We start from the raw sequence: 22,822 nt of genomic DNA, 5'->3' as shown, positions 1-22,822 counted from the left end.
GGAATAAATTCGTTCCCCGCGGTGCCGGTTATGCCCGGTTGCGGTATTCCTGGGCGAGGCTACGCAGGAATGACCTGGTGTTTTCGCCTTCGAGCGCGTGTTCGTGGAAGAAGGCGAATATCTCCATGCTGTAGGAGATATCCTTCGGGTCGCGCAGGGCGAGCTTGCCCGTGAACACCTCGACGGTCACCAGGCGGTCGTCGTAGACGGTGAACCCGTTGAGGGGACCGCTGGGCACGGGGGGATCGGCGGGCACGACGCGGATGTCCACGCTGGGCAGCTCGCTGAGCGAGGCGATCCGGTCCATCTGCACCGCCATCGCCTCCGGGCGGCACAACGGCCAGCGCAGGGCGGCCTCGGTCAGGACGAACACGAAGCGCTTGCCCTCGTCGTAGAGCACCGTCTGGCGCTCCAGGCGCCGAGCGAGCGCCGTCTCCCAGCTCGCACCGCGGTTCACCAGCGTGTGCGACAGGGTCTGGCGCGCGTAGTCCGGGGTCTGTAGAAGCCCGGTGATCATGCAGGGCAGGAAGAAGCGGATGGTGGTGGCCGAGGCCTCGATCGCGGCCAGGTCCCGCTGCGTCTCTCCGAGACCGCGCTGGAGCGCGGTACGAAACCCCTGGTAGTCGGTGTTGGCCACACGGGCCAACTCCAGCAGGCGCGCCGTCTCCTCCTCCCCGGGCGGAACGTCGAGCGCACGCAGGATGCGCTCGACGTCCAACGCGGAGGGCAGCACACGGCCGTTCTCGATCTTGCTGACCTTGGCCTGACTCATCCCACTGCGGACGGCGAGCCGCGCGCCGGTCAGCCCCGAGGCGCGGCGGAGGCTGCGAAGGGCCTCCGCCAGCTCGCTGCGCGGCTGTTGGGCACGGTCGGGCTCAAGCGTCAATCAGTCGGCCTTGTAGTACTCGGTGAAGGGGACGGCGTGCTCCAGGGCCAGGTTCTTGTAGGCGACGTAGGGGGCGGGGTCGGCCCCCTCCAGGAGTTCCCGGCCGGCCTGGGTTCCGTCGGCAGCGTAGTGCATGAGCACCACGCGGGTGTCGTCGAAGAGCCAGAAGTCCTGGCGGGGCAGGCCGGGGTCGGGGGTGGTGGCGAAGTCGAGGATGTTGACCTCCTCACCGGCCTGGACGCTGAAGGCGTATCCCCACTCGAACTGGAACTTCAGGTGGTCGCCGAGAGGGCTGGTCAGGGTGTGGACCCGTCGGATCCGGCGTCCGGACTCGACGTGGTTGCGCACCCGGAGCAGGTAGCTGTCGGTGTGCAGCTCCTCGGCCGGGCGGGTCTGCCCGGCCAGGAACTGGCGCAGTTCCTCTTCCTCCTCGGGCACCGTGTAGCTGGGCAGGGTCTCCAGGCGGAACGCCTCGTGCTGGAAGGAGTCGAAGAACTCCCGCCAGGCGTCACCTTCCAAGCGCACGGGCGGCCTCCTCGATCAGGTGCGTGGGGATCTCGACCGCGGCCTCTCCGGGGGAGGGGGTGAGGCCGGTGGTGTCGGTCAGGAGCGCGCCCTGCACGACGACGGTCCCGTTGTCGGTGGAGTAGATTCCCGGGCAGTCATCCCGGTTACAGTCACCAGAGAGCTTCTCGAACTTCATGGCATGGCCCTTTCTGAAAGGGTCGAAACGGAATTTACAGTAGAGAGGTGATCGGGTCCGGTCAATCTCTGGCCGGATATTCCTGCCTGGGAATAAAACCGGGCTGTGCGGACGGTCGCGTGCTGTTTGTGTGGAGCGGTGATTCGGTGGAAGCCGGGGGCGCAGCTGGTTATGCCACCTTCCAGCGGAAGACTGCTCCGTCCCGGAGTCCGAGGCGTGTGCGGGTACACTACGGCCGCCTCGTGGACGGTCACCTCCGACAGCGGCTCGTCGGCTTCCATGTGTCGTACCTGGCCTGGGCTACCTACGAAGATGCGCGGATCCGGCTCGTGACGGCTTCAGGGGGTGGGGCGGAATCGTCCGGCTGGTTGAGAAGGGCGGCGATGTGTTCCTTCGGGTATCGGCGTGCTCCCCCCGGGGTGCGGAAGGGCCGGAGGACGTTGTCCCATTCGCCTCGGTGGAGGCTGCGGGGGCGGATGTTGAACAGGGCGGCGACTTCGCTGGGTGTGAGGACATCAGGGCGGCCGTCGAGGAGGTAGCTGTAGTCGGGCATGAGGGGCTTTCCGTTGGTGTCCGGCGAGGTCGATGAGGGCGCGCACCGCCAGGGGTTCGCCCGTGCTCCCCGTCCGAGGCCAGACGCACCAGCTCCGCGATGGTGAGGTGGCGTGCTACGTCGTGAGTGACGCGGGTCAGATGGGCGGTCTCGGCCAGCGGGTCCGCCCGGGTTCGGATCACGGTCAGGTCGTGGGGCGCGGATGCGGGCACAGGTCTCCTTGTTCCTGATCATGGAGGGGCGTAGATGTTGTGGCTGCGGTCGCAGGGCGGGCCACGGGGCCGTCACCGCACGCGGTCATGAGGGCCGCTCGAGGAAGGCGCGAACCTCCCCGAGGTCGTGCAGGATCGCGGTGTCTCCGTCAAGCGAGGTGAGTGCGTACACCGCTCCCAGCAAGCGCTTCTGACGAGTCAGGACATAGCCCTGCTGGGCGGCGCGCCACCGGGCGTCGTCGAAGACGGCCAGAGCACGGACGACCAGTGGGCGAGAACGGGTGCGTCGCGGGAGCCTCATTCACTCATTCCCGCCACTCGCGGGAGTTCGGCGAAGGTTCCGGTTCCTGCGGGCAGCCGTCCCCAGCCAGTGGCGAGGGCGTCCACGAGCACCAGCCCCCGGCCGTGCTCGGCGGTGAGGGCGGGGGTACGGCGCAGCGGAGTTCGGCCGGACAGGGGACCGGCGTCGCGCACCTCCAGCCGCATGCGGTCCAGGTGGAGCAGGAGCCGGATAGCGAACTGTCCGCCCGGCAGGCCACTGTGGGTATGGGCGATCGCGTTGGAGGTCAACTCGGAGGCCACTAGAGTGAGCGCCTCCGGGACGGGGGCTTGCCACTGTGCGCAGGTCTGCTCGACCCAGTCGCGCACGTGCGCCACTGAGTCCGGGACTCCGGGGAAGGACCTGCGCGCGACCGCGTGCGTCCTTCGGGAGCGGGCGGTGACCACAACAGCCTCGCCAGCCGACAGGCCGACTTCCGGAGCGGTCCGCACTTCACCAGCCCGCTGGAAGACGTCCGAATGCTCTCCGGGAAACGGGGGTCCGTCTTCTTGCGGACGGGTGTGCGAAGTGCTGGTCGGAATCCCTGGTTCGGTAGGATTTGCCACGTTCTCACCTCTGGCATGTTCGGTGGGAGCCGTTCCCGGGGCTGGTGGCACAGTCGCCGGGGTTTCCTATGGCCGACGCTTTCCGCCGGGGTGCCCATCGTCCAGGGCGAGGTGCTCCTCCTCAATGCCTTTACGTGCATCGATCGCTATTTGGTGGAACCCGTACAAGAATGTAGAGAGCTTCTGTAAAGTTCTACCCATGCCTGAGAAGATGCTGTCAGCATGGATCACCTTCGGGAAGGAGCTCCGCAGGCTGCGTGACCGGCGTGGGCTTACGCTGGAGCAGGCGGCCGAGTCGACCGGCTACGGTGCGTCAACCATCAGTAAATACGAGAATGCCTATCGGTCGCCAAAAAGGGACTTTCTCAACGAGGCGGAGGCCTTGTTCGGTACGAACGGTGACCTTCTCCGCCGCTGGACGGATGCGAAGCGTGCCGAGGAGGACCCCGACTGGCACCGAAAGATCGTCACGGCTGAAGAGCAGGCGTCCGGGATCCAGATATGGAACCCCGCCCTTGTTCCGGGTATGTTCCAAACGCCCGACTACGCGCGTCAGATCTTCCGCGACGGCCGGCCCCTGGACACGTCCGAGGAAATCGACCGGCTCGTGGACCTGAGAGCCAGCCGCCTCGACGCGCTGAGGGAGATGAACAATCCGCGTCTGGTCGCGATCCTCGCCGAGGCAGTCGTTCGAGCCCGTGTCGGTTCGCCCGCGGTGATGAAGGAGCAGCTGGGACATCTCCTCGATCTGGACTCCGCCGGGGTCGTGAGAATCTTGATCCTGCCAGCGGACACCCCGTACTACGGGGGAGCCGCTGGTCCGTTCCGGCTGCTGTCCTTCAAAGAGCGCGAGACGCTTGTCGAAGTCGAGCACGCCTCCGGCGGCGAGCTGCTCGGCGGAGACACCGTGACGCGGCTTCTGGCCGTGTACGGGGAGCTGCAAACGTGGGCGCTACCCCCTGTAGCCTCACATGATGTGATTTCGAGAGCCATGGGAGGCTTGGAGTGATCGACCTGACCAGCGGGTGGCACAAGTCCAGCTACAGCGGAGCCCAGGGCGAGTGCGTCGAGGTCAACGAGACTGCGGTTCCGGAGGCTGTCCTCGTCAGGGATACGCAGCACCGGGACCTGGGCTGCCTGTCCTTCTCCGGCGGCGAGTGGAGCGCGTTCCTCGGCGCTGCGTTCTCCCGGTAGCCCCAGGAGGAGTGAACTGCCCCCGCCAGGCCAGGAGGCGGGGGCAGTTCTGTCTGCGCGGTCAGGCTACTGATAAGCCACGGCGCCCCACCAGGACCAAAGGTCCCAGTGTGCTTCATTCCTGCACCCATGACTCTCAAGGAAGAAGCGTGAGCAAGAGCTCTCCCGTTTGAGAACGGTCCCGATTGAGTTCTGTCGTCGCGCGTGTTCTGAAAAAACGCTGCCCGTCCGGTCGTCCTGCTGATGAGTGCTGCCCGGAGACGACCCCCCATCGCCTGCCCGTTCTGGTGTATGTGCAGGTGGGAGCGGGTTCAGATGAGGTTCACCGCTGGTGCTGCGAGGGCCTCGCGAGTGTGTGGCTCGCGTCCCCTTGGCTGATTCTTTACTCTCGTGACCACGAATTGAGTGCCCACTGAGTGGCTCCCGAATACGCAGTGAACCCGTTGTGAACCCTGCCTGAGAACGCCGACGTGTTCCATGCGGATGTCATTTCTCGCTCGTATCCGAGGGGGCATCCGTGGTTTTTGCACCGTCACCGCTGGCAGTCGTCGAAACCGGCTTCGTCCGCCTGTCACCCACCCACCTGACCCTGCGGGGGACCGACGTCCACCCCTGGCTCCAGAACCGCACTTACTCCCTGTACGAGCTGCGCGATGTCCTGATGGATGAGGGCACTCCGCACGACGTGCGCGACGCGGTCTGGCGGCACACCATCCGCGCCGCCCGCCTGTCCCAGGACTGGATGGTCGGAGCGCTCGGGCTGTGCATGCCCGCTCTGCGGTCCACCGCCAGGAGGACGTGTCGGGGCCTGACCGCGGACGGGGTGGACACGGTGGAGTCCGCGATCGTGTGCGAGGTGGTCCACCAGGTCCGCACCATCAACCTCGACTACGCCCGGCTGGTCTGGTACCTAACCCGGCCCGCGCACCGCGCCGCGCTCTCGGCGCGCAGGCACGAGCAGGAGGCGCCGATCCCGACCGGTGACCCGGGACGGCAGGAGGATCCCGACCCGGGAGTTCAGGCCAGCCCGGACCTGTTGCTGTTGTCCGCGGTGCGGGTGGGCGTCCTCTCTCGGACGGAGGCGCGCCTGATCGCCCGGACCAGGCTGGAGAACGTCCCGCTGGGAGAGGAGGCCGCGGAACTGGGGGCGTCCTACAAGGCCGTGGCCAAGCGTCGCGAACGCGCTGAGGCACGCCTGCTAGAGGCGGTGCGCGCGGGCGAGGTGGTGATCGCCGACGCCCTCGTCCACGGCAAGGACCTCCCGGATCAGCGGAGCGGGCTCCGGCTCCTGGTGACAGGCGCGAAAAAGCGCTCGAAGCCGATGTCGCATCGCCCCCTTCCCCGGGCTTCTTAGGGGACCAGATACGGGCACTGGGCCCCGGCGCACAGCACCGGGTGCCCGGTGCCCGGCCGGGAGCCGAGGACGTCGAGGGGGAACAGGTGACAGCAGCTTCAGGGGCAGGACAGCACGCCATCCGGTGGGCGGCAGTGCTCTTTGCCGCCGCCGGAGCGGCCGTGTGGTGGGTGGCGGCGGGCGATGACGCGGCGTGGGTGTGGGCGGCCGAGGCCACCGCGGAGTCGGCTGAGGAGGAGACCGCCGAGCTGCGCCAGGTCGTGAACCGCATCCGCATGGTCATCATCGCCCTCGCGTCAGCGTTGGGGACGCTGTTCCTGACGATCGCGGCGGTGCGGTGGCTGGCCGCCAACGGCGAGGTCGGCGCCATCGACGGCGCCAAGCGCGCCCTGACCGGAACGGCGGTGGGCTACGGCATCGCGATCCTGGCCACGGTGCTCATGGACATCGTGGAGTGGGTCGTCAGCGTGGGCGGGGCAGGCGAGTGAGCGCCGCGTCGTGGGGGCAGGGTCCGGCCAGCCCGGAACCGCCCCCTTCCGACGATCCGCTCCCGGAACCCGAAGATCCCGGGACCCAACCCGCACCTGAGCCGGCGGAGGTACCGGCTCCGGAACCGGAGATCACCGACGACCCGCTGCCGCCCCCGCAGGATGAGCGCGAGGACGAGCCGCCGCTGCGGGAGCAGTCCGAGCTGCCGGTGGAGGTGGGCGCCGACGAGGACGTCTTCGACTGCGGCTTGGTCGATCCGGGCTGTCACGTGTCGAACTGGTTCGCTGATTTCGTCGTGTCCGGCCTGACCCCAGTTCTGGGGTGGCTCGCGCAGAAGGCCTTCCACACCCCGGAGCCGACCGAGGGGATGCAGGCTCTGCACGGCGGCATCCTGGCCACCAGCAACACGCTCTTCGTGCTGCTCATCGTGGCGGGCGGGATCGTGGCCATGGGTTACCAGACCGTGCAGAGCCGCTACTCGGCCGCCGACATCCTGCCCAGGGCGGTGTTCGCCTTCGTGGCCTCGAACTTCTCGCTGTGGGCGGCCCGGGAGATGATCCGAGCCTCCAACCAGATCTCCGCGGCCATCGGAGCCCAAGGCATCGACGCACGCGAGGCCGCTCAGAACCTGCGCGACCGCATGGAGGTGATCCTGGAGGAGGCGCTGGTCTTCACCATCCTGCTCCTGGTGGTCGTGGTCGTGCTGCTGGTGGTGTGGATGGCCACCGAGGCGGTGCGCATCTGCATGGCCATCGTGTTGACCATCGCCGCGCCGCTGCTGTTGATCTTTCACGCCCTGCCGCAGACCAACCGGATCGCGGAGCTGTGGTGGAAGTCCATGGCGGGCCTGTGCGCGATCCCGATCGCCCAGTCGATCGTGTTCATCGCCATGGCCCGCCTGTTCTTCGAGGGGCAGATGACGATCTTCGGATCGCTGCGCCAGACCTCCGCTGCACCGGAACCGGAACCGGATCCCGGCCTGGTCCTGGACACCGGGCTCGGGCACGAAACGACCGTGGTGCTGGCCAGCAGCGTGCTCGCCACACCCAGCGACGCCGACGCGGGTGACGCGGGTTGGCTGATGAACATCATGCTGCTCCTGGTCCTGCTCTATGTGCAGATCCGGATCGGCTCCTGGGTGATGAAACTGGTCTGGCAGCCCAACCCGGGCACCTCGCCCATCGCCGCGATCCTGAAGAACATCGCGTGGATGATGGCGTTCCGCTCGGTCAGCAGCATGCGTCTGCCGTCTGCTCCGGCGTCGTCGCTGAAGTGGCAGTTCTTCTCACCGCGCACGCCCGGCCGCAAGCTGCCTCGCTACAGGCCCAAGCCAGCCTCGGGTCTGCAACCCCTGCAACCCCAGGCGTGGTGGTACCGGGCCCGCCAAGACCCGCCTGAACCCGTCGGTGCCCTCACCGTAGGAGGCCGACGAGCGCTGCCCGGACCCGGCCACGGCCACTCCAACCCGGGGCCAGGAGGGCCCCGGCCCGCTGTCGACCCCGTTGGCGGGCCCTCCGCAGGGACAGGTGGCCCGCCGTGGCCGGGAGGCCGCGCCCGCGGCCCACTCGCGCTGACAGGACCGCGCGCCCTGCCGCCGGTCCCGCCACCGCGCCTGGCACCGCCCGCAGCGGTGCGCCGCGAGCTGGAGGTGGGCCGCATGCCCGGATCACCCAGGACCGGCCAACAGGCCCTTTTCCCGCGCCCGGCTTCGCCACCGGGCCGGTCTGCGCCGTCCGCGCCGTCTGCGCCGCCCGAGCGTCGGTGGCGCCAGGGTGTCCTGCCAACCCCGCCACCGGTGCGCGTTCCCGGCAGGCGCGCCGTGCAGCGCCTGGGCCTGCCGGACCCGGCGCCCCGGCCCTCGGCGGGGCTGCGCCACCTGCCCGACATGCCGCCGCTGGCCTGGGGCAAGCCGCCGCACGTCAAGGGCCAGCGGGCGCTCTTTCCCAACCCCAAGCGCGTGTGGAAGCAGTACGGGCTCTTCCCGCGCCCCGACCGCGACACCAAGTGATCTCCGGACGAGGAAGGAAACCGTGTGACCACCGACGAGGCGTCCGCGTGGCGGGGACGCATCCCCGCCGACATCGACCGGCCCGAACCGGTCCTGTTCAACCTGACCGCACGCCAGTGCCTGATCATCACCCCGGTTCTGGCGGGGGCGTGGGGCGCCTACCTGCTCCTGCGGGAAGCGGTGCCGTTGTGGCTGTTCGTGATGGTCCTGGCCCCTGTTCTGGGTACGGCCATCGCCCTCGCCCTGGGGGAGCGCGACGGCCGGGGCCTGGAGCGGGTCGCGGCCAGTGCCCTGGCCTGGGCGCGCGCATCCAAGCACCTGGTCTCCGCACCTTCAGGGCACGTCCCCGCGCTGCCCCGGTGGGCGCCCCGTCTGCGGCGCGGCCCACGGCTGGCACCGCTGCGGCTTCCGGCCTCAGCGATCTCTCCGGAAGGGGTGGTCGACCTGGACGGCCGGTGCGCGGTCATGATCGCCTGCACCACCCTGCCCTTCCAGCTCGCCTCGGGACGTGAACAGGACCAGGTGCTGGCCGCCTTCGCCGGAGTGCTGGACGCCCTGGCCGAACCGGTGCAGATCCTCGTCCAGCGGCGCAGCGCCGACCTGGGCGAGTTCACCGCGATGCTGCGCGACAACGCGCCCCGCCTGCCGCACCCGGGACTGGCCGAGGCCGCCACGGCGCACGCCGACTTCCTGGACGAGCTGACCGCCACACACGAGCTGTCCCACCAGCAGGTGCTGGTGGTGGTGACCGCGGCCGGTACCGCCCGCCGTGCGGGTCCTGCTCTGCTGCGCAGGGCCGCCGACACCGCGGACCGCCTGGCCGCCCTCGGTATCCGCACCCAAGTCCTGGACGGAGGCGAAGCCGCAGACGCCCTGCGGGCGTCGATGACCGCCCCGGGCACCCGCATCATCGACCCCGCGCCGATCGGCTGCGAGCTCGCGGACACCGGTGCCACCGACGGACACGAGCACGAGGAGGAACGCTGATGGATCTCCGAAGTTCGAGGACGCGATCCGAAACGCACGCGCTGGGCGGTCCGGCCATCCGCCTGGGCTCGCGCCACCTGGAGGTCGAGGGCGGGGTGTGCCAGACCCTCGCCGTCACCGGGTACCCCCGCGAGGTCACCGCCGGGTGGGCCGAGCCGCTGCTCACCTATCCCGGGCAGCTCGACATCTCCTTCCACCTGGAACCCGTGCCCGCTCCCACCGCCGCCGCACGACTGCGCAAACGCCGGACCCGCCTGGAGTCGGCTCACCGCACCAGCACGTCCCAGGGGCGAGTGGAGGACCCGCACCAGGTGACGGCGGCCATGGACGCCGCCGAGATCGCTGACCGCATCGCCACTGGCCAGGGCCGCCTGTTCCGGGTGGCGGTGTACGCCACCGCGCACGCCTCCGACCTGGAGACTCTGGAGGCCGAACTCCAGCAGATCAGGGCGCTGTGCTCGTCCCTGCTCGTGGACGCGGTCCCGGCCACGTTCCGTCCGTTGCAGGGGTGGGTCTCCACCCTGCCGCTGGGCACCGACGCGCTGGGGATGGGCCGGTCGATGGACACCGACGCCGCAGCGACCCTGCTGCCGTTCACCTCCCCCGAGCTGGTCGCCGACCTGGGCGAGACCACGGTCGTCTACGGCACCAACGCCCACAGCAACGGACTGGTCGCCTGGGACCGGTTCTGCGGCGGCCTGGACAACCACAACGCGGTGGTCCTCGCCCGCTCGGGGGCGGGCAAGTCCTACCTCGCCAAGCTCGAAGTGCTGCGGTCGCTGCTGGTCGGAGTGGAGGTCTCTGTCATCGACCCCGAGGGTGAGTACCGCCGCCTGGCCGAGGAGGCCGGCGGCACCGTTCTGCGCCTGGGCACCGAGGAGGGCCGACTGAACCCCTTCGCACTCCCCGAAACGGACGAGGAGGGCCAGGCGTTCACGTCGCGGGCGCTGTTCCTGCACACCCTGGTCACCGCGATGGTCGACCGGATGTCCGCGACCGAGAAGAGCGTGCTGGACCGGGCGATCATCACCGCCTACGCCGGGGCCGGGATCACGCGGGACCCCGCCACCTGGTCCCGGCCCGCGCCGGTACTCGCCGACCTGGCCGCCGCGCTGGAGGACGCCGCGACCGATCCCGACACGGGGAAGGAGACCGCTCACGCCGCCCAGCAGCTGGCGGGCCGCCTGGAGCCCTTCGTCCACGGATCGCACGCGACCCTGTTCGACGGGCCCTCCACCCACCGAGTGGGTGGGCACCTGACAGTGGTCTCGCTCAAGGAGCTGCCCGACGAGATCCGTCCGGTCGGTGTCCTGATCGCGCTGGACGCCATCTGGCGTCACGTCACCGCGGGAACACCGGCCCGACCCCGCATGGTCGTGGTCGACGAGGCGTGGCTACTGCTCCAGGACCCGTCCGCGGCCCGTTACCTCGCCCGGCTGGCCAAAGCCGGACGCAGGCACTGGGCCGGGCTCACCCTCATCACCCAGGACGTCGGCGACGTGCTCGGCACCGAGCTGGGGCGGGTGGTCATCGCCAACGCCGCCACCCAGATCCTGCTCAAGCAGGCCCCGCAGAACCTGGACCGGGTGGCCGAGGCGTTCCACCTCTCCTCCGGGGAGGCCCACCTCGTCGGTACCGCGCCCCGGGGCTCGGCACTGCTGGTCGCCGGACACCAGAGGGTCGGCTTCCACCCGATCGCCTCACCGGCTGAACACCGGCTGATCACTTCCGATCCGGCGGAACTCGCCGCCCAGCGGGCGGAGCTCTTCGAGGAGGACGAGCGACAGGACGACGTCCCCGACCCCGATACGGACGGGTTCGACATCGAGGAGCTGATGTGATGGCCGACTTCCTGTTGAGCGGAGGGTTCTTCCTGTTGCTCGCGACCGTCCCGCTGGCCGGAGCGGTGGTGTGCGCGGCCCTGGCCGGAACGCGCCTGGCCCGCCACCGCTGCCTGTCGAGGGACGCACGGGTGGTGGAGATCCTGCCTCCGCCCGAGGCGACGCTGGAGAACGCCCAGGCCTTCTGGCAGCACGCCATGGGTCTGCTCAAGCCCCGGTGGTCCCGGTGGCTGCTCCAGCCACACCTGGCTTTGGAGATGGTCGCCTCGGCCGCCGGAGTGCGGTTCCAGGTGTGGGTGCCGGGCGCGGTGCCGCCGGGGACGGTGGAGCGCGCGGTCTCCGCGGCCTGGCCCGGCGCCACCACCTCCACCCGCCACCCGGTTTCCGGCGAGTCGCCGCTGCCAGCGGGGGCTTACACCACCGGGGGCCGCCTCCGGCTCGGCCGCAGCGAGGTGTTCCCCCTGCGGACCCGCTTCGACGACGACCCCGCCCGTCCGCTGCTAGGGGCGATGGAGGACCTGATCGAGGGAGAGTACGCCCTGGTGCGGGTCACCGCCCGACCGGCCACGGGCTGGCGGGCTGCGCGGGCCCGCCGGGCGGCAGCGCGCCTGTACGGTCACACCAGCACGGCCGCGTACCTGGTGGACGCTCTCGACCCCACCGCTCACGGCACCGCGCGCAGCCGACCTGCGGTTCTTCCCGGGACGAGTGACGACGTGCGCGCGATCCTGGCCAAGGCGTCCTCGCCCCGGCTGGCGTGCGATGCCGCCTACGTTCTCACCACCGTCCATGAAGGCGAAGCGGCCAGGGAACGCCTCCGGGGAAGGGCGCACGGGATCGGCTCGGCGTTCGCCGCGTTCACCTCAGGCACCAACCACCTACACCGCCGCTTCATGGTCCGGCCCTCCTGGTGGCTGGCCAACCGGTTCCTGGGGTACGGGTTCCTGCTCTCCACCGCCGAGCTGGCCGGAGTAGCGCACCTGCCCACCGACACCACGGTCCCCGGGCTGGTCCGGGCCGGGGCGCGGCCAGCGGCACCGGCCCCTGCGGTTGCGCGCGGGGGCGAGAACACCCGGGTGGTCGGTGACAGCGACGCCGGCACCCGGCGCCCGGTCGCCTTGGGCGTGGTGGAGGCGCGCCAGCACACGCACATCCTCGGCAAGACCGGCTCGGGCAAGTCCACCCTGCTGGCCAACCTGGTGCTCCAGGACGCCGAGGCCGGTCGGGCGGGGCTGGTGATCGATCCGCGGGGAGACCTGGTCACCGACATCCTGGCCCGCCTGCCCGAGGACGCGGTGGACCGGGTGGTGCTGTTCGACCCCGACGACGGGGTCTCGCCGCCCCGGTTGAACCTGCTCCAGGGTGGCGACCCGGACTTCGTCTCCGACACGGTGGTGGGCATCTTCCGCAGGATCTACGCCGAGTACTGGGGACCCAGGACCGACGACATCCTCAGAGCGGCCACGCTGACCCTGACCCGGGCGAGCGATCCGAAGCTGACGCTGGGGCACATCCCCCGCCTGCTCGCCGAGGACGCGCTCCGCGCCGAGACGCTGGCCAAGGTCGCCGCGCGCACCGGCGAAGACGAGGCCCTGGAGGACTTCTGGGACTGGTACTCCGGCCTCACCGCCTCCGCCAGGAGCGCGGTGACGGGGCCGGTGCTCAACAAGCTCCGGACGGCGCTGCTGCGCAAGTGGGTGCGCCAGGTGGTGGCGTCGGGACCGTCCACGGTGGACCTGCCCACCCTGTTCGACACCGGCCACCTGGTCCTGCTCCGACTGCCGAAGGGGCGCCTGGGCGAGGACACCTCCAGCCTGATCGGATCGTTCGCGCTGGCGGCGACCTGGCAGGCGGTGACCGCCCGCATCCACACCCCCGAGCACCAGCGCAAGGACCTGTGCGCGTACGTGGACGAGTGCCAGAACTTCCTCAACCTTCCGGGCTCGTTGGAGGACATGTTGGCCGAGGCCCGTGGCTACCGGCTCGGGTTGACCTTGGCCCACCAGGAGCTGGGCCAGCTCCCCGCTGACCTGCGCAAGGCGGTCTCGGCCAACGCGCGCACGAAGGTGTACTTCTCGGCCTCGCCCGACGACGCGGTGAGCCTGCAACAGCACACCTTGCCCGTGTTGGGGGCCTATGACCTGACCCATCTGGGCGCCTACCAGGCCGTGGTCCGCCCGCTGGTGGGTGCCAAGGAGCAGGGAGCGGCCACGGTGCGCACCCGCCCGCTGCCGCCCGGGATCGCGGGCCGGGCCACTCAGGCCAGGGAGGCGGCGCGGTGCCACGGGGCGAAGGACGGGGCACCTCCTTCCGAGGTCCGAGGAGAGCAGGGGAGGACCGCATGACCGCCTCTGGACGGGTGGGGCACGGCCCCGAGCGCACCGAGTACGCGAGCGCTCTGGTGTGGCTGGCTCGCCGGGTGACGCCCAGGGATCGGGAGATCCTCGGCGGGTTGTACGACCACCACGTCATGACCACCCACCACATCCACAGGCTCTACTTCCCGGACTCTGAGCCCCGCCGCGCGCGCAGGAGGCTGCTCATGCTCCACCAGTACGGGCTTCTGGACCGGTTCCGTCCCTTCTTCGCTCAGGCGCGGGTGCCCGACCACTGGGTACTCACCCAGACCGGTGCCGCGCTGGTCGCCGAGAACCGCGGCATGGAGGCCAAAGAGCTGGGATTCCGGCAGGACCGGGTACTGGCCCGGGCACACTCGGGGCGGCTCGGGCACATACTCGGCCTGGTCGAGTGCCTCGCCTTGACCACCGAGTCGGCCCGGAGTACTTCCGCAGCGCGCCTGGTGCGCTGGGACAACGAGCGCGAGTGCGCGCGCCGGTGGGGTCGCCACATCCGTCCCGACGCCTACATGTGCTGGCACCAGGACGGGCTCGCACTGGACGCGTTCTGGGAGTACGACACCGGCAGCGAGCCGCTGACGAAGGTGCAGCGCAAGATGAGGGGGTACGCGCGCCTGGCGAGGGAGAGCCGACTGCCGTCGATCGTGCTGTTCGCGGTCCACTCCGACCAGCGGGAGGACAACCTCGCCGCGAAGCTGGCCGGTGACGTCTCCGACCGGGTGGGCGTGTACGTCTCCACCCACGCCCGACTGGGGGCACTGGGTCCTGCTGCGGCGGTGTGGCGGACCGCGGACTCCCCGGACCGGCTGCGGCCGGTGGACATCGCTTCACGCCACACGGGCCGGGCCGGGGGAGAGGGGTGATCCGGATCGCGGTCGGCGCGGGCGCGTTCCTGCTGCTGGTGCCGGTGTTCGTCGGCGCGATGGCGGCCAGCGAGCAGGGGCTCTCCGGGGTCCCCCGCGAGGTGGAGGGCATACCCGCTGCGGTGCTGTCCGCCTACGTCCAGGCCGCCGTGCGCCTGGAATCGAAGCACCGGGAGTGCCGGGGAATGACCTGGCCGGTGCTGGCCGGGATCGGGAGGGTCGAGTCCGACCACGCGGCCGGGAGGCAGATCTCCTCCTCGGGGGCTGTGGACCCGCCGATCATCGGTCCGCGTCTGGACGGCGGCGGGGCCGGGGGCAACACCTCACCCCACCGGGACAGTGATGGAGGGGAATGGGACGGGGACGCCGGGTTCGACCGTGCGGTGGGGCTGATGCAGTTCATCCCCGCCACGTGGGCCTCCCATGGCCTCGACGCGTCCGGTGACGGTGTCGCTGACCCGCACAACGTCTTCGACGCGGCCTGGAGCGCGGCGGTCTACCTGTGCGTCAGCAACCCGGAGGCAGGCGGGGTCGACTTCGCTGATGAGGATGACCTGGAGAAGGCGCTGCTGCGCTACAACCACTCGGAGTCCTATGCGGAAGAGGTGCGGCAGCACATCGGGCACTACGCCGGGATCGCCGCCCAGACCGAGCACGTCCTCGCCGTGGGCTCCGGAGCGTCCAGCGAGCAGGGGCGGGCAGCGGCGGAGTGGGCGCTGGCCCAGGTCGGCAAGCCCTACCTGTGGGGTGGAACGGGGCCGCACGCCTTCGACTGCTCAGGGCTGACGATGCGGGCGTGGGCAGTGGCGGGGGTGTCGATCCCGCGGGTGACCACCGACCAGGTCGAGGCCGGTGCCCGTGTCGGGCTCGATGAGCTCCAACCGGGCGACCTGCTCTTCTACGACACGGGAAGCGGCGCTTCGCCCTCACACGTGACGATGTACATCGGAGACGGGCAGATGGTGAACGCGCCCCGGTCGGGGCAGTCGATCCGCGTCGAGCCGGTCGGCGGCGACTACTACAGCAGCCGGTTCGTGGTGGCCGTCCGACCCGGCTGACCGGCGCTGAAACGCCCGCTCGGGCACGGGCGCCCGCAGGGTAGGGGTCGGGGCCGTCCCGCCGGGCATCGCGGGCACACGGGCCGCTGGGGCGCTGTCACCCGGCGGCCCTTTTTCCGCGCCCATGACTTTTCCGAGCCGAACGGGTTGAAACTTCTCGCGAGTATGGGGAAACATCGCGAACGCGTTCAGTTCGGGTGAACGCAGTCGTTCCTTTTTGTCCTAGTTGATTTGCATGCCTGTAATGGGGGGCTTTGTCATGTCTGAATCCGTCATGGGTGAAACCCCAGGCAAGGCGGGGGTGGAGGGCCTCATCTCCACGTAGCAGGGCTGGCCGGACAGCGTCGGTTCGGACGAGGAAGCGCAGCTTCGAGGGCGTAGGGCTTCGAAGCCAATGACACCCGTCCCGATTCGGTCGCTGTCGGCACAGAACCAGAAAAATCCATAAGAGAAAAGAAGGCGCCCCGGGCGGTGCGGGAACACCGCCCGGGGCGTGATCCACCACCTGAAGTAGCAGGAGGAAGATCAGTGAGCCATGGTACGGGCCGACACCGAAGGCGTCGACGGGGATGGGCCGAAAGCGTGCGGTGGGCAGTGGGTGCAGTCCTCGCCGCCGTCATCGGAGCAGGGCCTCCCCGGGGAGGAGCCAGCGGACAGGCGGCGTCGCCTCCATCTTTGAAGTCGCAGGGTCCGTCGGCGGCGGCGCGTCGGGAACCCGAGTGGATCAGGTACTACGACGAGGCGAGGCGGAGCCGAGAAGTCGGCGCGTTCGACCTCCTCACAGACACCGGGCAAGTGGAGCGGAACCGTGCGGCGCAGCGACTGCCGGAACTGGGGTGGTGCGTGGACGACGAGGGGATACGCGCGGTACGCCCTTACCTGGTCGCACACGAGCAACGGCAGCGAAGGGCTCCCGGACGCGTTCCTCCTCGGGAGCCACAGGGGGCGGACGTTCTGGCCGCAGGGAGTCCGGAGGCCGCCGGGGAATGGGATGAGCTTACGTCCCTGGTGCGCCAGTGGAAGGCGCAGAGGGAGCGGGTGCCGGTGGCCTGACCTCGGAAAAAGAGCGCGGGGCTGTCTCCTCAGGGAGGCAGCCTTCCGTGTTTTCGCAGGTAGAACGTGCGACATCGAAACCCGGTGGTTCTCTTCACAGTTTTCATCACTGTGAGTGCTCGGCGCGCGGTTGTGTTGTCACTCTGGGTGTGGCTAGTGTCACCTTTCGAAAGCACGGCATGGAGTCGTGCCCCGTGTGGAAACGGCGGTGAGGGTATGCGTACGCCTGTGGCGCGCTGGATGGCTGTCGTAGCGTCGGCGGTGCTGACAGGATGCGCGGCCCAGGGGAGCGGTCCGGCGGAGACTCCGGCGCGCACGCCTCCGGTTGTGGCCGCGCCCGCCAGCCCGTCGCCGGAGGAGGTGGCGCTCGACGCCTATCGCGGCATGTGGGACGTGGTGGTCAAGGGCTCGCACGAGGGAGCGGTAGGCCATCCGGACCTGGACGAGTACGCCACGGGGCAGGCACTCGAACTCACCACGGCCATGCTGCGCGGCGTGCACGCCACGGGGAAGCCCCGGATGAATCCGGAGGCAGCGGAGGAGTCCGGGAATCCGCCTTCGGTGTCCATCGAGGACTGCATCGACGACTCGGAGTGGACCGTCCCCGAGGAGACGACGGATTCCGAGGACAGAAGCGGGCGGAGGACGGTCACCGCGACCGCCGTCTCCCACGGGGAGCGCTGGCTGGTCGAGGAGCTCTGGCTTGAGGACTACGGGTCGTGTTGACCCGCGTGCCCCGCCGCCCCTGGCGCGTGTGTCTGGTCGGCGCGCTGACCGCGTTGGTGGCTGCTTCCGCAGCGGGAGAAGCGGCAGCCGACGGCTTCTTCGCCACGACCGACTGCTCAGGCGGGGAGTGCCGGGTGGGCGCGAGTTCTCCGCCCGCGCCTTCCAGTTCGGGTGGGCGGAGCGCCTCGGAGGGCGCGGCCGGGGGAACGGACGAGGCCGGGGAGCCGTGTGTGTTCACCAGCGCGGAGTTCCTGGAGTCCGGAAAGGAGGGGCCTCTGCCGCTTCCCCACGGGATGGCCAGGTGTGAGGGTGCGGCGGCCGGTGGGGACGCGCCGGGGATTTTCTCCCCTGAAGTGCTGGCCGAGCAGGCGCGCGCGGTCATGCGCCTGCCCGAGCCCGTGATCGGTACCGCTCCGGAACCTGACAAACCCCGGTTCGTGAACCTGCCCACCTGGCTGTGGGTCGATGGGGAGGACTGGAGCCCGGTGTCGGTCACCGCGTCGGTCAGCGCCGGGTCGGTGACCGTGGTCGCGACTCCGAAGCGCGTGGTGTGGGACACCGGGGACGGCCACGAGGTGGTGTGCGCTGGACCGGGCACGGTCTTCTCCCGCGCCACCGCAGGGGAGGGCGGGTCGCCGGACTGCGGTCACACCTACACCGCCCTGCCGCCGGGCGGGGCCGGGACAGCGGTGGACGTGACGGCGGTGTGGGAGTGGGGGGTGTTCTGGTCCACCACCGACGGGCGTGGCGGCGCTCTGGAGGACCTGACGACCTCCTCCTCCGTCTCGGTGCCCGTGAGTGAGATCCACTCGGTGGTCACCCACACCCGCTGACAGTACGGAACAGGCATGGAAGAGGGAGGAGGAGGGATGGTCGCACTCGCGAAACCCCAGCAAACCCACCAGAAAAGCTCGGAATCCCGGGTCGGAGGCGGTTCCGGGGAATGGGAGTCGGTGCGGTTGGCGGCGGCCTCGCGCCGCCGGTGGAAGTGGGCGCTGCTGGCCGGGGCGCTGATCACAGCGGGAGGGGTGGCGGGGGCCTGGGCCGGGCTGGCCGGAGAGGAGACGCGCACGGTTGCGGTCCTCACTTCCGACCTTTCCGCCGGACACCTGATCACGGCTGCGGACGTGGCCTCGGTGGACCTGGCTGAGGCCGAGGGGCTCCGGTTGCTCACCCCTGAGGTGGCCGAAGGGATGGTGCTGACGCGGCCGGTGCCCGCCGGGTCCCCGCTGGTTGCGGGCTCGGTCTCCGACAGCGCCCTGTGGCCGGAACCGGGGCAGGCGGTGGTCGCGGTGCCCGTGACCACGGCCCCTGCCGACCTGGCGGAGGGGACGACCGTGGACCTGGTCACCCTTGCCGCACCCGGTGAGGAGGCCGGGGGCGACGGCGCGGAAGACCTCTCCGGGGTGGTGACGGGGCTGGTCCACCGTGTGACCGCGGCCGAGGACGGTCTCGGGGGAGGCCAGCAGGTGGTGGAGGTGGTCCTGCCCCGGGACGAGGCCGCGCGCTTCTCCCGGGCATCGGCAGGCCAGGAGGTCCAGATCGCGGTGGTGAACCCGCACGAGAACACCCACACGGAAGAAGGCGCGGAATGATCGTCGCGGTGTGCTCCCTGAGTGGGGCTCCGGGGGTGACGAGTCTGGCCACCGCGCTCGCGGCCTGCTGGCCCTCGACTCCCCTGACGGTGCCGGTGCTGGTCGAAGCCGACGCTTCCGGCGGGGACATCGCCTCCTGGCACGGTATCGGCCTCAACGGTGATGTGGGCCTGGTGTCGTTGGCCGCCGCCTCCCGCGCCTCGGTTCCGGCTCCGGCCTCCGCCGAGGCCTGGGCGCAGGCCGGTGTGCGGGACGCGGTCTCGGCCGGTGTGCCGATGCTGCGCCACGCGGTGGAGCTTCCCGGAGGGCTCCGGGCGGTGCCCGCTCCCGCCGATCCGCTGGAGGCGGGGCGCGCGGTGGACGCGCTCGCCCGCAGCCCCCACCTGTTGAAGTCGGGGAGGGCGACCGTGGTCGACGTGGGGCGTGCGGTGCCGGGGTCCGCGGGGGCGGCCCTGCTCCGCCACGCCGACGCGGCCGTGGTCCTCACCGAACCGGGGGACGTGGGCAGTGCGGCCCGCCTGCGGGTGTGCGCCCCGGTGCTGGCCTCACTGCGGCAGGAGGGGGTGCGTGTGGGACTGGCGGTCGCCGGTGTCTGCCCGCACGCCGACAGCGAGGTGTCCCGCATCGCCTCAGCTCTGCCCGTGTGGGCTCGCGTCCCCCACGACACTGTGGGGGCCGCGCTGGTGCGGGGAGAGCACCGCCCGCCCACCCGCCTGCGGGACCGGGTGGCCGCGTGGCGCTCCCAGCACCGGGATCCCGACGGCCTGGAGTGGATGCCGCTGATCAGGGCCGCCAAGGCGCTGGCGGAGCTGTGCGACGACTTCTCCGGCATCGGTATGGCGTCCGGAGCGCGGAACGCGGTTGAGGTGAGCGCGGCATGACGGCGGCTCCCGAACTTCCGCGCCCGGTTCTCGCACCCGACAGGGGCAACGGCGAGGACTCCCTGCGCAGCACGGCGGTGGCCCTGGCGGACCGGGTCACCGAACAGCTCGTCACCCGCCCCGAAGAGGTTACGGACGCCGAGTACGTGGGGCGGCTCGTGGACGCACTCCTGGAGGAGCGCGCCCGCACGGCCCTGGTCCGTGGGCAGGGGGCACTCGCTCCGCACGAAGAGGTACGGCTCCGCCAGTTCGTGCTGGATCACGTCCTGGGCCTGGGGCCTCTGGAGGAGCTGCTGGCCGAGCCGGGGGTGCAGAACATCCACATCACCGGAAACGACGAAGCCGTGGTCGACTTCGGCGGAGGGCGGCGCGAGCGCCGTCCGGCCGTGGTGGACGCGGACACCGACCTCGTGGCGCTGGTGCAGCGGGCCGCTGTCCGCGCACCGGGCGGGGAGCGCCGTTTCGACACGGCCGCGCCGATCCTGTCCATGGAGCTGCCGGGCGGGGAAAGGCTGTCAGCGGTCATGTCAGGGGTCGCGGCCCGACCGACCGTGACCATCCGCCGCCACCCCGCCGAGTACCTCACCCTGGGGAACCTGGCCAGGTCGGGGATGGTCGACCAGAACGCCCGCGACCTGCTGGTCGCTGCGGTGAGGTCGCGCCTGAACATCATCGTCTCCGGCGCCACGAACGCAGGCAAGACCACCCTGCTCCGCGCCCTGCTGGGCACGGTGGAGGCCGAGCGGATCATCACCGTAGAGGACTCCCTCGAACTGGGGCTGCACCGCCATCTGCGGGATGCCGACGTGGTCGCGTTGCAGGGCCGTCCGGCCAACATCGAGGGCCTGGGCGAGGTGACCCTGGCGGAGCTGGTACGCGCGGCGCTGCGGATGTGCCCGGACCGGGTGATCGTCGGGGAGACCCGGGGCCCGGAGACGATCGCACTGCTGAACGCCATGAGCATGGGCACGGACGGGTCGATGTCCACCATCCACGCCTCGTCCAGCCAGCAGGTGTTCGCCAAACTGGCCGCGTACTGCGCCCAGTCCCCGGAGCGGTTGAGCGCCTCGGCGACCGCGCTGCTGGTCGGGGCGGCGGTGCACCTGGTGGTGCACATCGACACCGCCCGGACCGGGGAACGGGTGGTCACCAGCATCCGGGAGGTCGCCGGGTCCGAAGGGGAGCAGGTCGTCTCGAACGAGCTGTACACACGGGAGACCGACCAGCCCGCCGGAGCGCTCGTGTGCGCCCCGAGCGGTGTGGTCGGCCAACGCCTGGCCCGTGCCGGGTACGCGGTGCGGGGGTGGGCGTGATGCCGGACTGGACCGTGGCCGCACTCGCCCTCGGCGGGACGCTGGCTGGGGCGGGGATCGCCTGCGCCGCCTACACGGTCAGCCTCATCCCCAGGCCTGCGGTCTCCGCCGGACCCTCTCAGTACCGTTGGACGACGCCCCTGCGCCAGCGCGGGACCTGGCTGCGCGCGGCCGGTGCCGCGAGCGCGGGTGCGGTGATCGGACTGGTGACGGGGTGGCCCGTGGGTGCGGCGCTCGCCGCAGCGGCCGGGTGGTGGATGCCCGCCCTGCTCGGGCCCGACACCGCCCACCGCACCGAAGCCGACCTGGCCGAGGCACTGGCCTCCTGGGCCGAGCAACTCAGGGACATGATCACCGGTGCCTCCGGGCTGCACCAGGCCGTCACCGCGACCGTGCCCGTCGCCCCGGTGCCGATCCGCGACCAGGTCGCCGCCCTGGATGCGCGGCTGCGCGCCGGACAGCCCTTGGAGCAGGCAGCGCAGGCTTTCGCGTGTGAGGCCGACTCCGACCTGGCGGACCTGATCGCGATCACCCTGTCCATGGGCTCCTCGCGCCAGAGCGGGGACGTCGCCGGAACGCTCTCACGCTTGGCGGAGGCCGCCCGGGACAGGGCGACGACGGTGGCGCGGGTCTCGGCGTCCCGGGCCAGGGTCCGCTCCTCGGTGCGCATCATCGCCGCCGCCACAACTCTCATGCTGGTGGGGATGGCCGCGTTCAACCCCGCCTTCCTCGAACCGCTCGGCACGCTCTCCGGGCAGCTCGTCCTCGGAGTCGTGGGAAGCCTGTGGGCGGTCTCGTTCTTCTGGCTGGCCCGCCTCGCGTCGCCGCCCGAGCGACCGCGCCCCTTCGCCCCCGTTCCGGCGGGAGCAGGTCCAGCGGTCGGCGGTGCCCGGTGAGCGCCGTGGTGCTGGGTGCGGCCGGAAGCCTCCTGGGAGCAGGGGCGTGCGCCGCCGCCTACGCCCTGCGCCGCCCCAGCCTGACCGAGCGCCTCACACCGCGCCCCGCACCGGATTCCCGACCCGCCTTCGAGGGCGGACGGGCGCAACGGGCAGGCCGCCGAGCAGGCCACCTGTTCGCCCGTGCCGGTATCCCGGGCCCGGCTACGGCCCGCACGCTGACGGCGGCGGGTACACCGGTGGAGGTCTACCGGGCGGAGAAGGCCGCCGCGACCGGCGTCGGGATCCTGCTGGCAACGGTGCTGGCCACCGTGGGCAGCGCGCTCTTTTCCAGCCCTGCGGCGGCGTGGCTGCTCGCCGCCCTGGTCGCGGGCGGCTGCTTCCTGGCACCGGACTTGGCCGCCCGAAGCGCCGCAGCCGAGCACCGCGCCGAGCTGCGCGCGGCCACCTCCGCGCTGGCGGACCTGGTGGTGATGGGGTTGGCGGCCGGAGCGGGAACCACCAGCGCGCTCACCACAGCCCTGCGCCACGGCAGAGGGCGTACCCCGGAGCGGCTCCGCAACGCGGTGCACACCGCGACCCTGCGGCACCGGCCCCCGTGGGAGGGGCTCGAAGCCCTCGCTGAGGAGACCGGGGTGCGCGAGCTCGCCGAGCTGGCCGCGTCGCTGCGGTTGGGCGGCACGTCGGGAGCACGTACCCGCATGTCCGTGGCGGCTAAGGCCGCCTCGTTGAGAGCCCGCGGACTCGCGGAGGCCGAGGCCGTCGCGCACACGGCCACCGAGCGCATGACTCTGCCCACCATGGGCTTGGTGGCCGGGTTTCTGCTGCTGATCTGTTTCGTCGCCCTCGCCCACGTGACCGCGGGATTCTGACCGAGGAGGTCTTCATGAAGGGGTTTCTCCGGCACGCCCGGAACCGTGTACGCACCTGGACCGCTCCACCGCGGAAAGCGACCGCCGACGCTGGGT

The 22,822-nt window shown here is 70.8% G+C and carries 23 protein-coding genes; 17 read left to right on the top strand and 6 right to left on the bottom strand.

The genetic code is table 11. From position 1 onward, the window contains the following. Window positions 1-28: 28 nt before the first annotated feature. The 6 genes from ABD54_RS03260 to ABD54_RS28265 all read right to left on the bottom strand — a co-directional run bounded on the left by ABD54_RS03260 (window position 29) and on the right by ABD54_RS28265 (window position 3,080). Entirely contained in the window at window positions 29-886 is an 858-nt protein-coding gene (locus ABD54_RS03260) for a helix-turn-helix transcriptional regulator (protein ID WP_047867934.1), read from the bottom strand. Next, complete coding sequence (locus tag ABD54_RS03255) at window positions 887-1,411, bottom strand: DUF6879 family protein (RefSeq protein WP_047867933.1); 525 nt, start codon at window positions 1,409-1,411, stop codon at window positions 887-889. It abuts the gene before it with no gap. After that, complete coding sequence (locus ABD54_RS03250; RefSeq protein ID WP_047867932.1) at window positions 1,395-1,589, bottom strand: hypothetical protein; 195 nt, start codon at window positions 1,587-1,589, stop codon at window positions 1,395-1,397. The genes ABD54_RS03255 and ABD54_RS03250 overlap by 17 nt, the downstream gene beginning before the upstream one ends. A gap of 304 nt (window positions 1,590-1,893) precedes the next feature. Beyond that, window positions 1,894-2,142, bottom strand: a complete 249-nt coding sequence (locus ABD54_RS26945) for a helix-turn-helix domain-containing protein (RefSeq protein ID WP_082166668.1) — start codon at window positions 2,140-2,142, stop codon at window positions 1,894-1,896. A 297-nt stretch (window positions 2,143-2,439) separates the two neighbouring features. Continuing rightward, on the bottom strand, window positions 2,440-2,655 hold the full coding sequence (locus ABD54_RS03245) for a hypothetical protein (RefSeq protein WP_047867931.1): 216 nt from the start codon (window positions 2,653-2,655) through the stop codon (window positions 2,440-2,442). Further along, window positions 2,652-3,080 (bottom strand): ATP-binding protein, encoded by a 429-nt coding sequence (locus ABD54_RS28265; protein WP_047867953.1) that lies wholly within the window; start codon window positions 3,078-3,080, stop codon window positions 2,652-2,654. The genes ABD54_RS03245 and ABD54_RS28265 overlap by 4 nt, the downstream gene beginning before the upstream one ends. A gap of 358 nt (window positions 3,081-3,438) precedes the next feature. Between ABD54_RS28265 and ABD54_RS03235 the strand changes: the two genes are divergently transcribed. The 17 genes from ABD54_RS03235 (at window position 3,439) to ABD54_RS28765 (ending at window position 22,726) form a co-directional block, all read left to right on the top strand. Continuing rightward, on the top strand, window positions 3,439-4,248 hold the full coding sequence (locus ABD54_RS03235) for a Scr1 family TA system antitoxin-like transcriptional regulator (protein ID WP_200904032.1): 810 nt from the start codon (window positions 3,439-3,441) through the stop codon (window positions 4,246-4,248). Continuing rightward, window positions 4,245-4,433 carry a DUF397 domain-containing protein gene (locus ABD54_RS03230; protein ID WP_047867930.1) on the top strand — a complete coding sequence of 63 codons (189 nt, stop codon included), beginning with the start codon at window positions 4,245-4,247 and terminating at the stop codon, window positions 4,431-4,433. The genes ABD54_RS03235 and ABD54_RS03230 overlap by 4 nt, the downstream gene beginning before the upstream one ends. A gap of 517 nt (window positions 4,434-4,950) precedes the next feature. Beyond that, entirely contained in the window at window positions 4,951-5,787 is an 837-nt protein-coding gene (locus ABD54_RS03225) for a sigma-70 family RNA polymerase sigma factor (RefSeq protein ID WP_053063518.1), read from the top strand. A gap of 86 nt (window positions 5,788-5,873) precedes the next feature. Beyond that, a complete protein-coding gene (locus ABD54_RS03220; protein ID WP_235431957.1) occupies window positions 5,874-6,275 on the top strand; it encodes a hypothetical protein in 402 nt (133 codons plus the stop codon). Then, complete coding sequence (locus ABD54_RS03215; protein WP_047867929.1) at window positions 6,272-8,284, top strand: hypothetical protein; 2,013 nt, start codon at window positions 6,272-6,274, stop codon at window positions 8,282-8,284. Before ABD54_RS03220 ends, ABD54_RS03215 begins: the two co-directional genes overlap by 4 nt. Before the next feature lie 24 nt (window positions 8,285-8,308). Beyond that, window positions 8,309-9,271 carry a PrgI family protein gene (locus ABD54_RS03210; protein ID WP_047867928.1) on the top strand — a complete coding sequence of 321 codons (963 nt, stop codon included), beginning with the start codon at window positions 8,309-8,311 and terminating at the stop codon, window positions 9,269-9,271. After that, window positions 9,271-11,112, top strand: a complete 1,842-nt coding sequence (locus tag ABD54_RS03205) for a VirB4 family type IV secretion system protein (RefSeq protein ID WP_082166665.1) — start codon at window positions 9,271-9,273, stop codon at window positions 11,110-11,112. The genes ABD54_RS03210 and ABD54_RS03205 overlap by 1 nt, the downstream gene beginning before the upstream one ends. Further along, complete coding sequence (locus ABD54_RS03200; RefSeq protein ID WP_152691981.1) at window positions 11,112-13,457, top strand: type IV secretory system conjugative DNA transfer family protein; 2,346 nt, start codon at window positions 11,112-11,114, stop codon at window positions 13,455-13,457. Before ABD54_RS03205 ends, ABD54_RS03200 begins: the two co-directional genes overlap by 1 nt. After that, window positions 13,454-14,332 (top strand): replication-relaxation family protein, encoded by an 879-nt coding sequence (locus ABD54_RS03195; protein WP_047867927.1) that lies wholly within the window; start codon window positions 13,454-13,456, stop codon window positions 14,330-14,332. The genes ABD54_RS03200 and ABD54_RS03195 overlap by 4 nt, the downstream gene beginning before the upstream one ends. Continuing rightward, entirely contained in the window at window positions 14,329-15,390 is a 1,062-nt protein-coding gene (locus ABD54_RS03190) for an NlpC/P60 family protein (protein ID WP_047867926.1), read from the top strand. Before ABD54_RS03195 ends, ABD54_RS03190 begins: the two co-directional genes overlap by 4 nt. 1,380 nt (window positions 15,391-16,770) lie before the next feature. Next, window positions 16,771-17,169 carry a hypothetical protein gene (locus ABD54_RS03180; RefSeq protein ID WP_053063516.1) on the top strand — a complete coding sequence of 133 codons (399 nt, stop codon included), beginning with the start codon at window positions 16,771-16,773 and terminating at the stop codon, window positions 17,167-17,169. A gap of 230 nt (window positions 17,170-17,399) precedes the next feature. Next, complete coding sequence (locus ABD54_RS03175) at window positions 17,400-18,002, top strand: hypothetical protein (RefSeq protein ID WP_235431956.1); 603 nt, start codon at window positions 17,400-17,402, stop codon at window positions 18,000-18,002. 36 nt (window positions 18,003-18,038) lie between these two features. Next, the gene (locus ABD54_RS03170) at window positions 18,039-18,764 is read left to right on the top strand and encodes an SAF domain-containing protein (protein ID WP_235431955.1); all 726 of its coding nucleotides are present in this window, start codon (window positions 18,039-18,041) and stop codon (window positions 18,762-18,764) included. Further along, on the top strand, window positions 18,761-19,645 hold the full coding sequence (locus tag ABD54_RS26660; protein WP_053063514.1) for a hypothetical protein: 885 nt from the start codon (window positions 18,761-18,763) through the stop codon (window positions 19,643-19,645). Before ABD54_RS03170 ends, ABD54_RS26660 begins: the two co-directional genes overlap by 4 nt. Then, window positions 19,642-20,958, top strand: a complete 1,317-nt coding sequence (locus ABD54_RS03160; protein ID WP_047867923.1) for a CpaF family protein — start codon at window positions 19,642-19,644, stop codon at window positions 20,956-20,958. The genes ABD54_RS26660 and ABD54_RS03160 overlap by 4 nt, the downstream gene beginning before the upstream one ends. Further along, window positions 20,958-21,854 carry a type II secretion system F family protein gene (locus ABD54_RS03155; RefSeq protein WP_047867944.1) on the top strand — a complete coding sequence of 299 codons (897 nt, stop codon included), beginning with the start codon at window positions 20,958-20,960 and terminating at the stop codon, window positions 21,852-21,854. The genes ABD54_RS03160 and ABD54_RS03155 overlap by 1 nt, the downstream gene beginning before the upstream one ends. After that, window positions 21,851-22,726, top strand: a complete 876-nt coding sequence (locus ABD54_RS28765; RefSeq protein WP_047867922.1) for a type II secretion system F family protein — start codon at window positions 21,851-21,853, stop codon at window positions 22,724-22,726. The genes ABD54_RS03155 and ABD54_RS28765 overlap by 4 nt, the downstream gene beginning before the upstream one ends. Window positions 22,727-22,822 lie beyond the last annotated feature (96 nt).

The sequence above is a fragment of the Nocardiopsis sp. RV163 genome, from assembly GCF_001029525.1.
GTDB lineage: Bacteria > Actinomycetota > Actinomycetes > Streptosporangiales > Streptosporangiaceae > Nocardiopsis > Nocardiopsis dassonvillei.
The sequence above is the reverse complement of the archived record's forward strand: the minus strand, read 5'-3'. Positions and strand labels throughout refer to the sequence as shown.

Excerpts from the sequence above, each read along its gene's own strand:
- ABD54_RS03250 (WP_047867932.1), bottom strand. The coding sequence starts at position 1,589 with ATGAAGTTCGAGAAGCTCTCTGGTGACTGTAACCGGGATGACTGCCCG.
- ABD54_RS26945 (WP_082166668.1), bottom strand. The coding sequence starts at position 2,142 with ATGCCCGACTACAGCTACCTCCTCGACGGCCGCCCTGATGTCCTCACA.
- ABD54_RS03245 (WP_047867931.1), bottom strand. The coding sequence starts at position 2,655 with ATGAGGCTCCCGCGACGCACCCGTTCTCGCCCACTGGTCGTCCGTGCT.
- ABD54_RS03235 (WP_200904032.1), top strand. The coding sequence starts at position 3,439 with ATGCCTGAGAAGATGCTGTCAGCATGGATCACCTTCGGGAAGGAGCTC.
- ABD54_RS03205 (WP_082166665.1), top strand. The coding sequence starts at position 9,271 with ATGGATCTCCGAAGTTCGAGGACGCGATCCGAAACGCACGCGCTGGGC.
- ABD54_RS03200 (WP_152691981.1), top strand. The coding sequence starts at position 11,112 with ATGGCCGACTTCCTGTTGAGCGGAGGGTTCTTCCTGTTGCTCGCGACC.
- ABD54_RS03195 (WP_047867927.1), top strand. The coding sequence starts at position 13,454 with ATGACCGCCTCTGGACGGGTGGGGCACGGCCCCGAGCGCACCGAGTAC.
- ABD54_RS03170 (WP_235431955.1), top strand. The coding sequence starts at position 18,039 with ATGGTCGCACTCGCGAAACCCCAGCAAACCCACCAGAAAAGCTCGGAA.
- ABD54_RS26660 (WP_053063514.1), top strand. The coding sequence starts at position 18,761 with ATGATCGTCGCGGTGTGCTCCCTGAGTGGGGCTCCGGGGGTGACGAGT.
- ABD54_RS03160 (WP_047867923.1), top strand. The coding sequence starts at position 19,642 with ATGACGGCGGCTCCCGAACTTCCGCGCCCGGTTCTCGCACCCGACAGG.
- ABD54_RS03155 (WP_047867944.1), top strand. The coding sequence starts at position 20,958 with ATGCCGGACTGGACCGTGGCCGCACTCGCCCTCGGCGGGACGCTGGCT.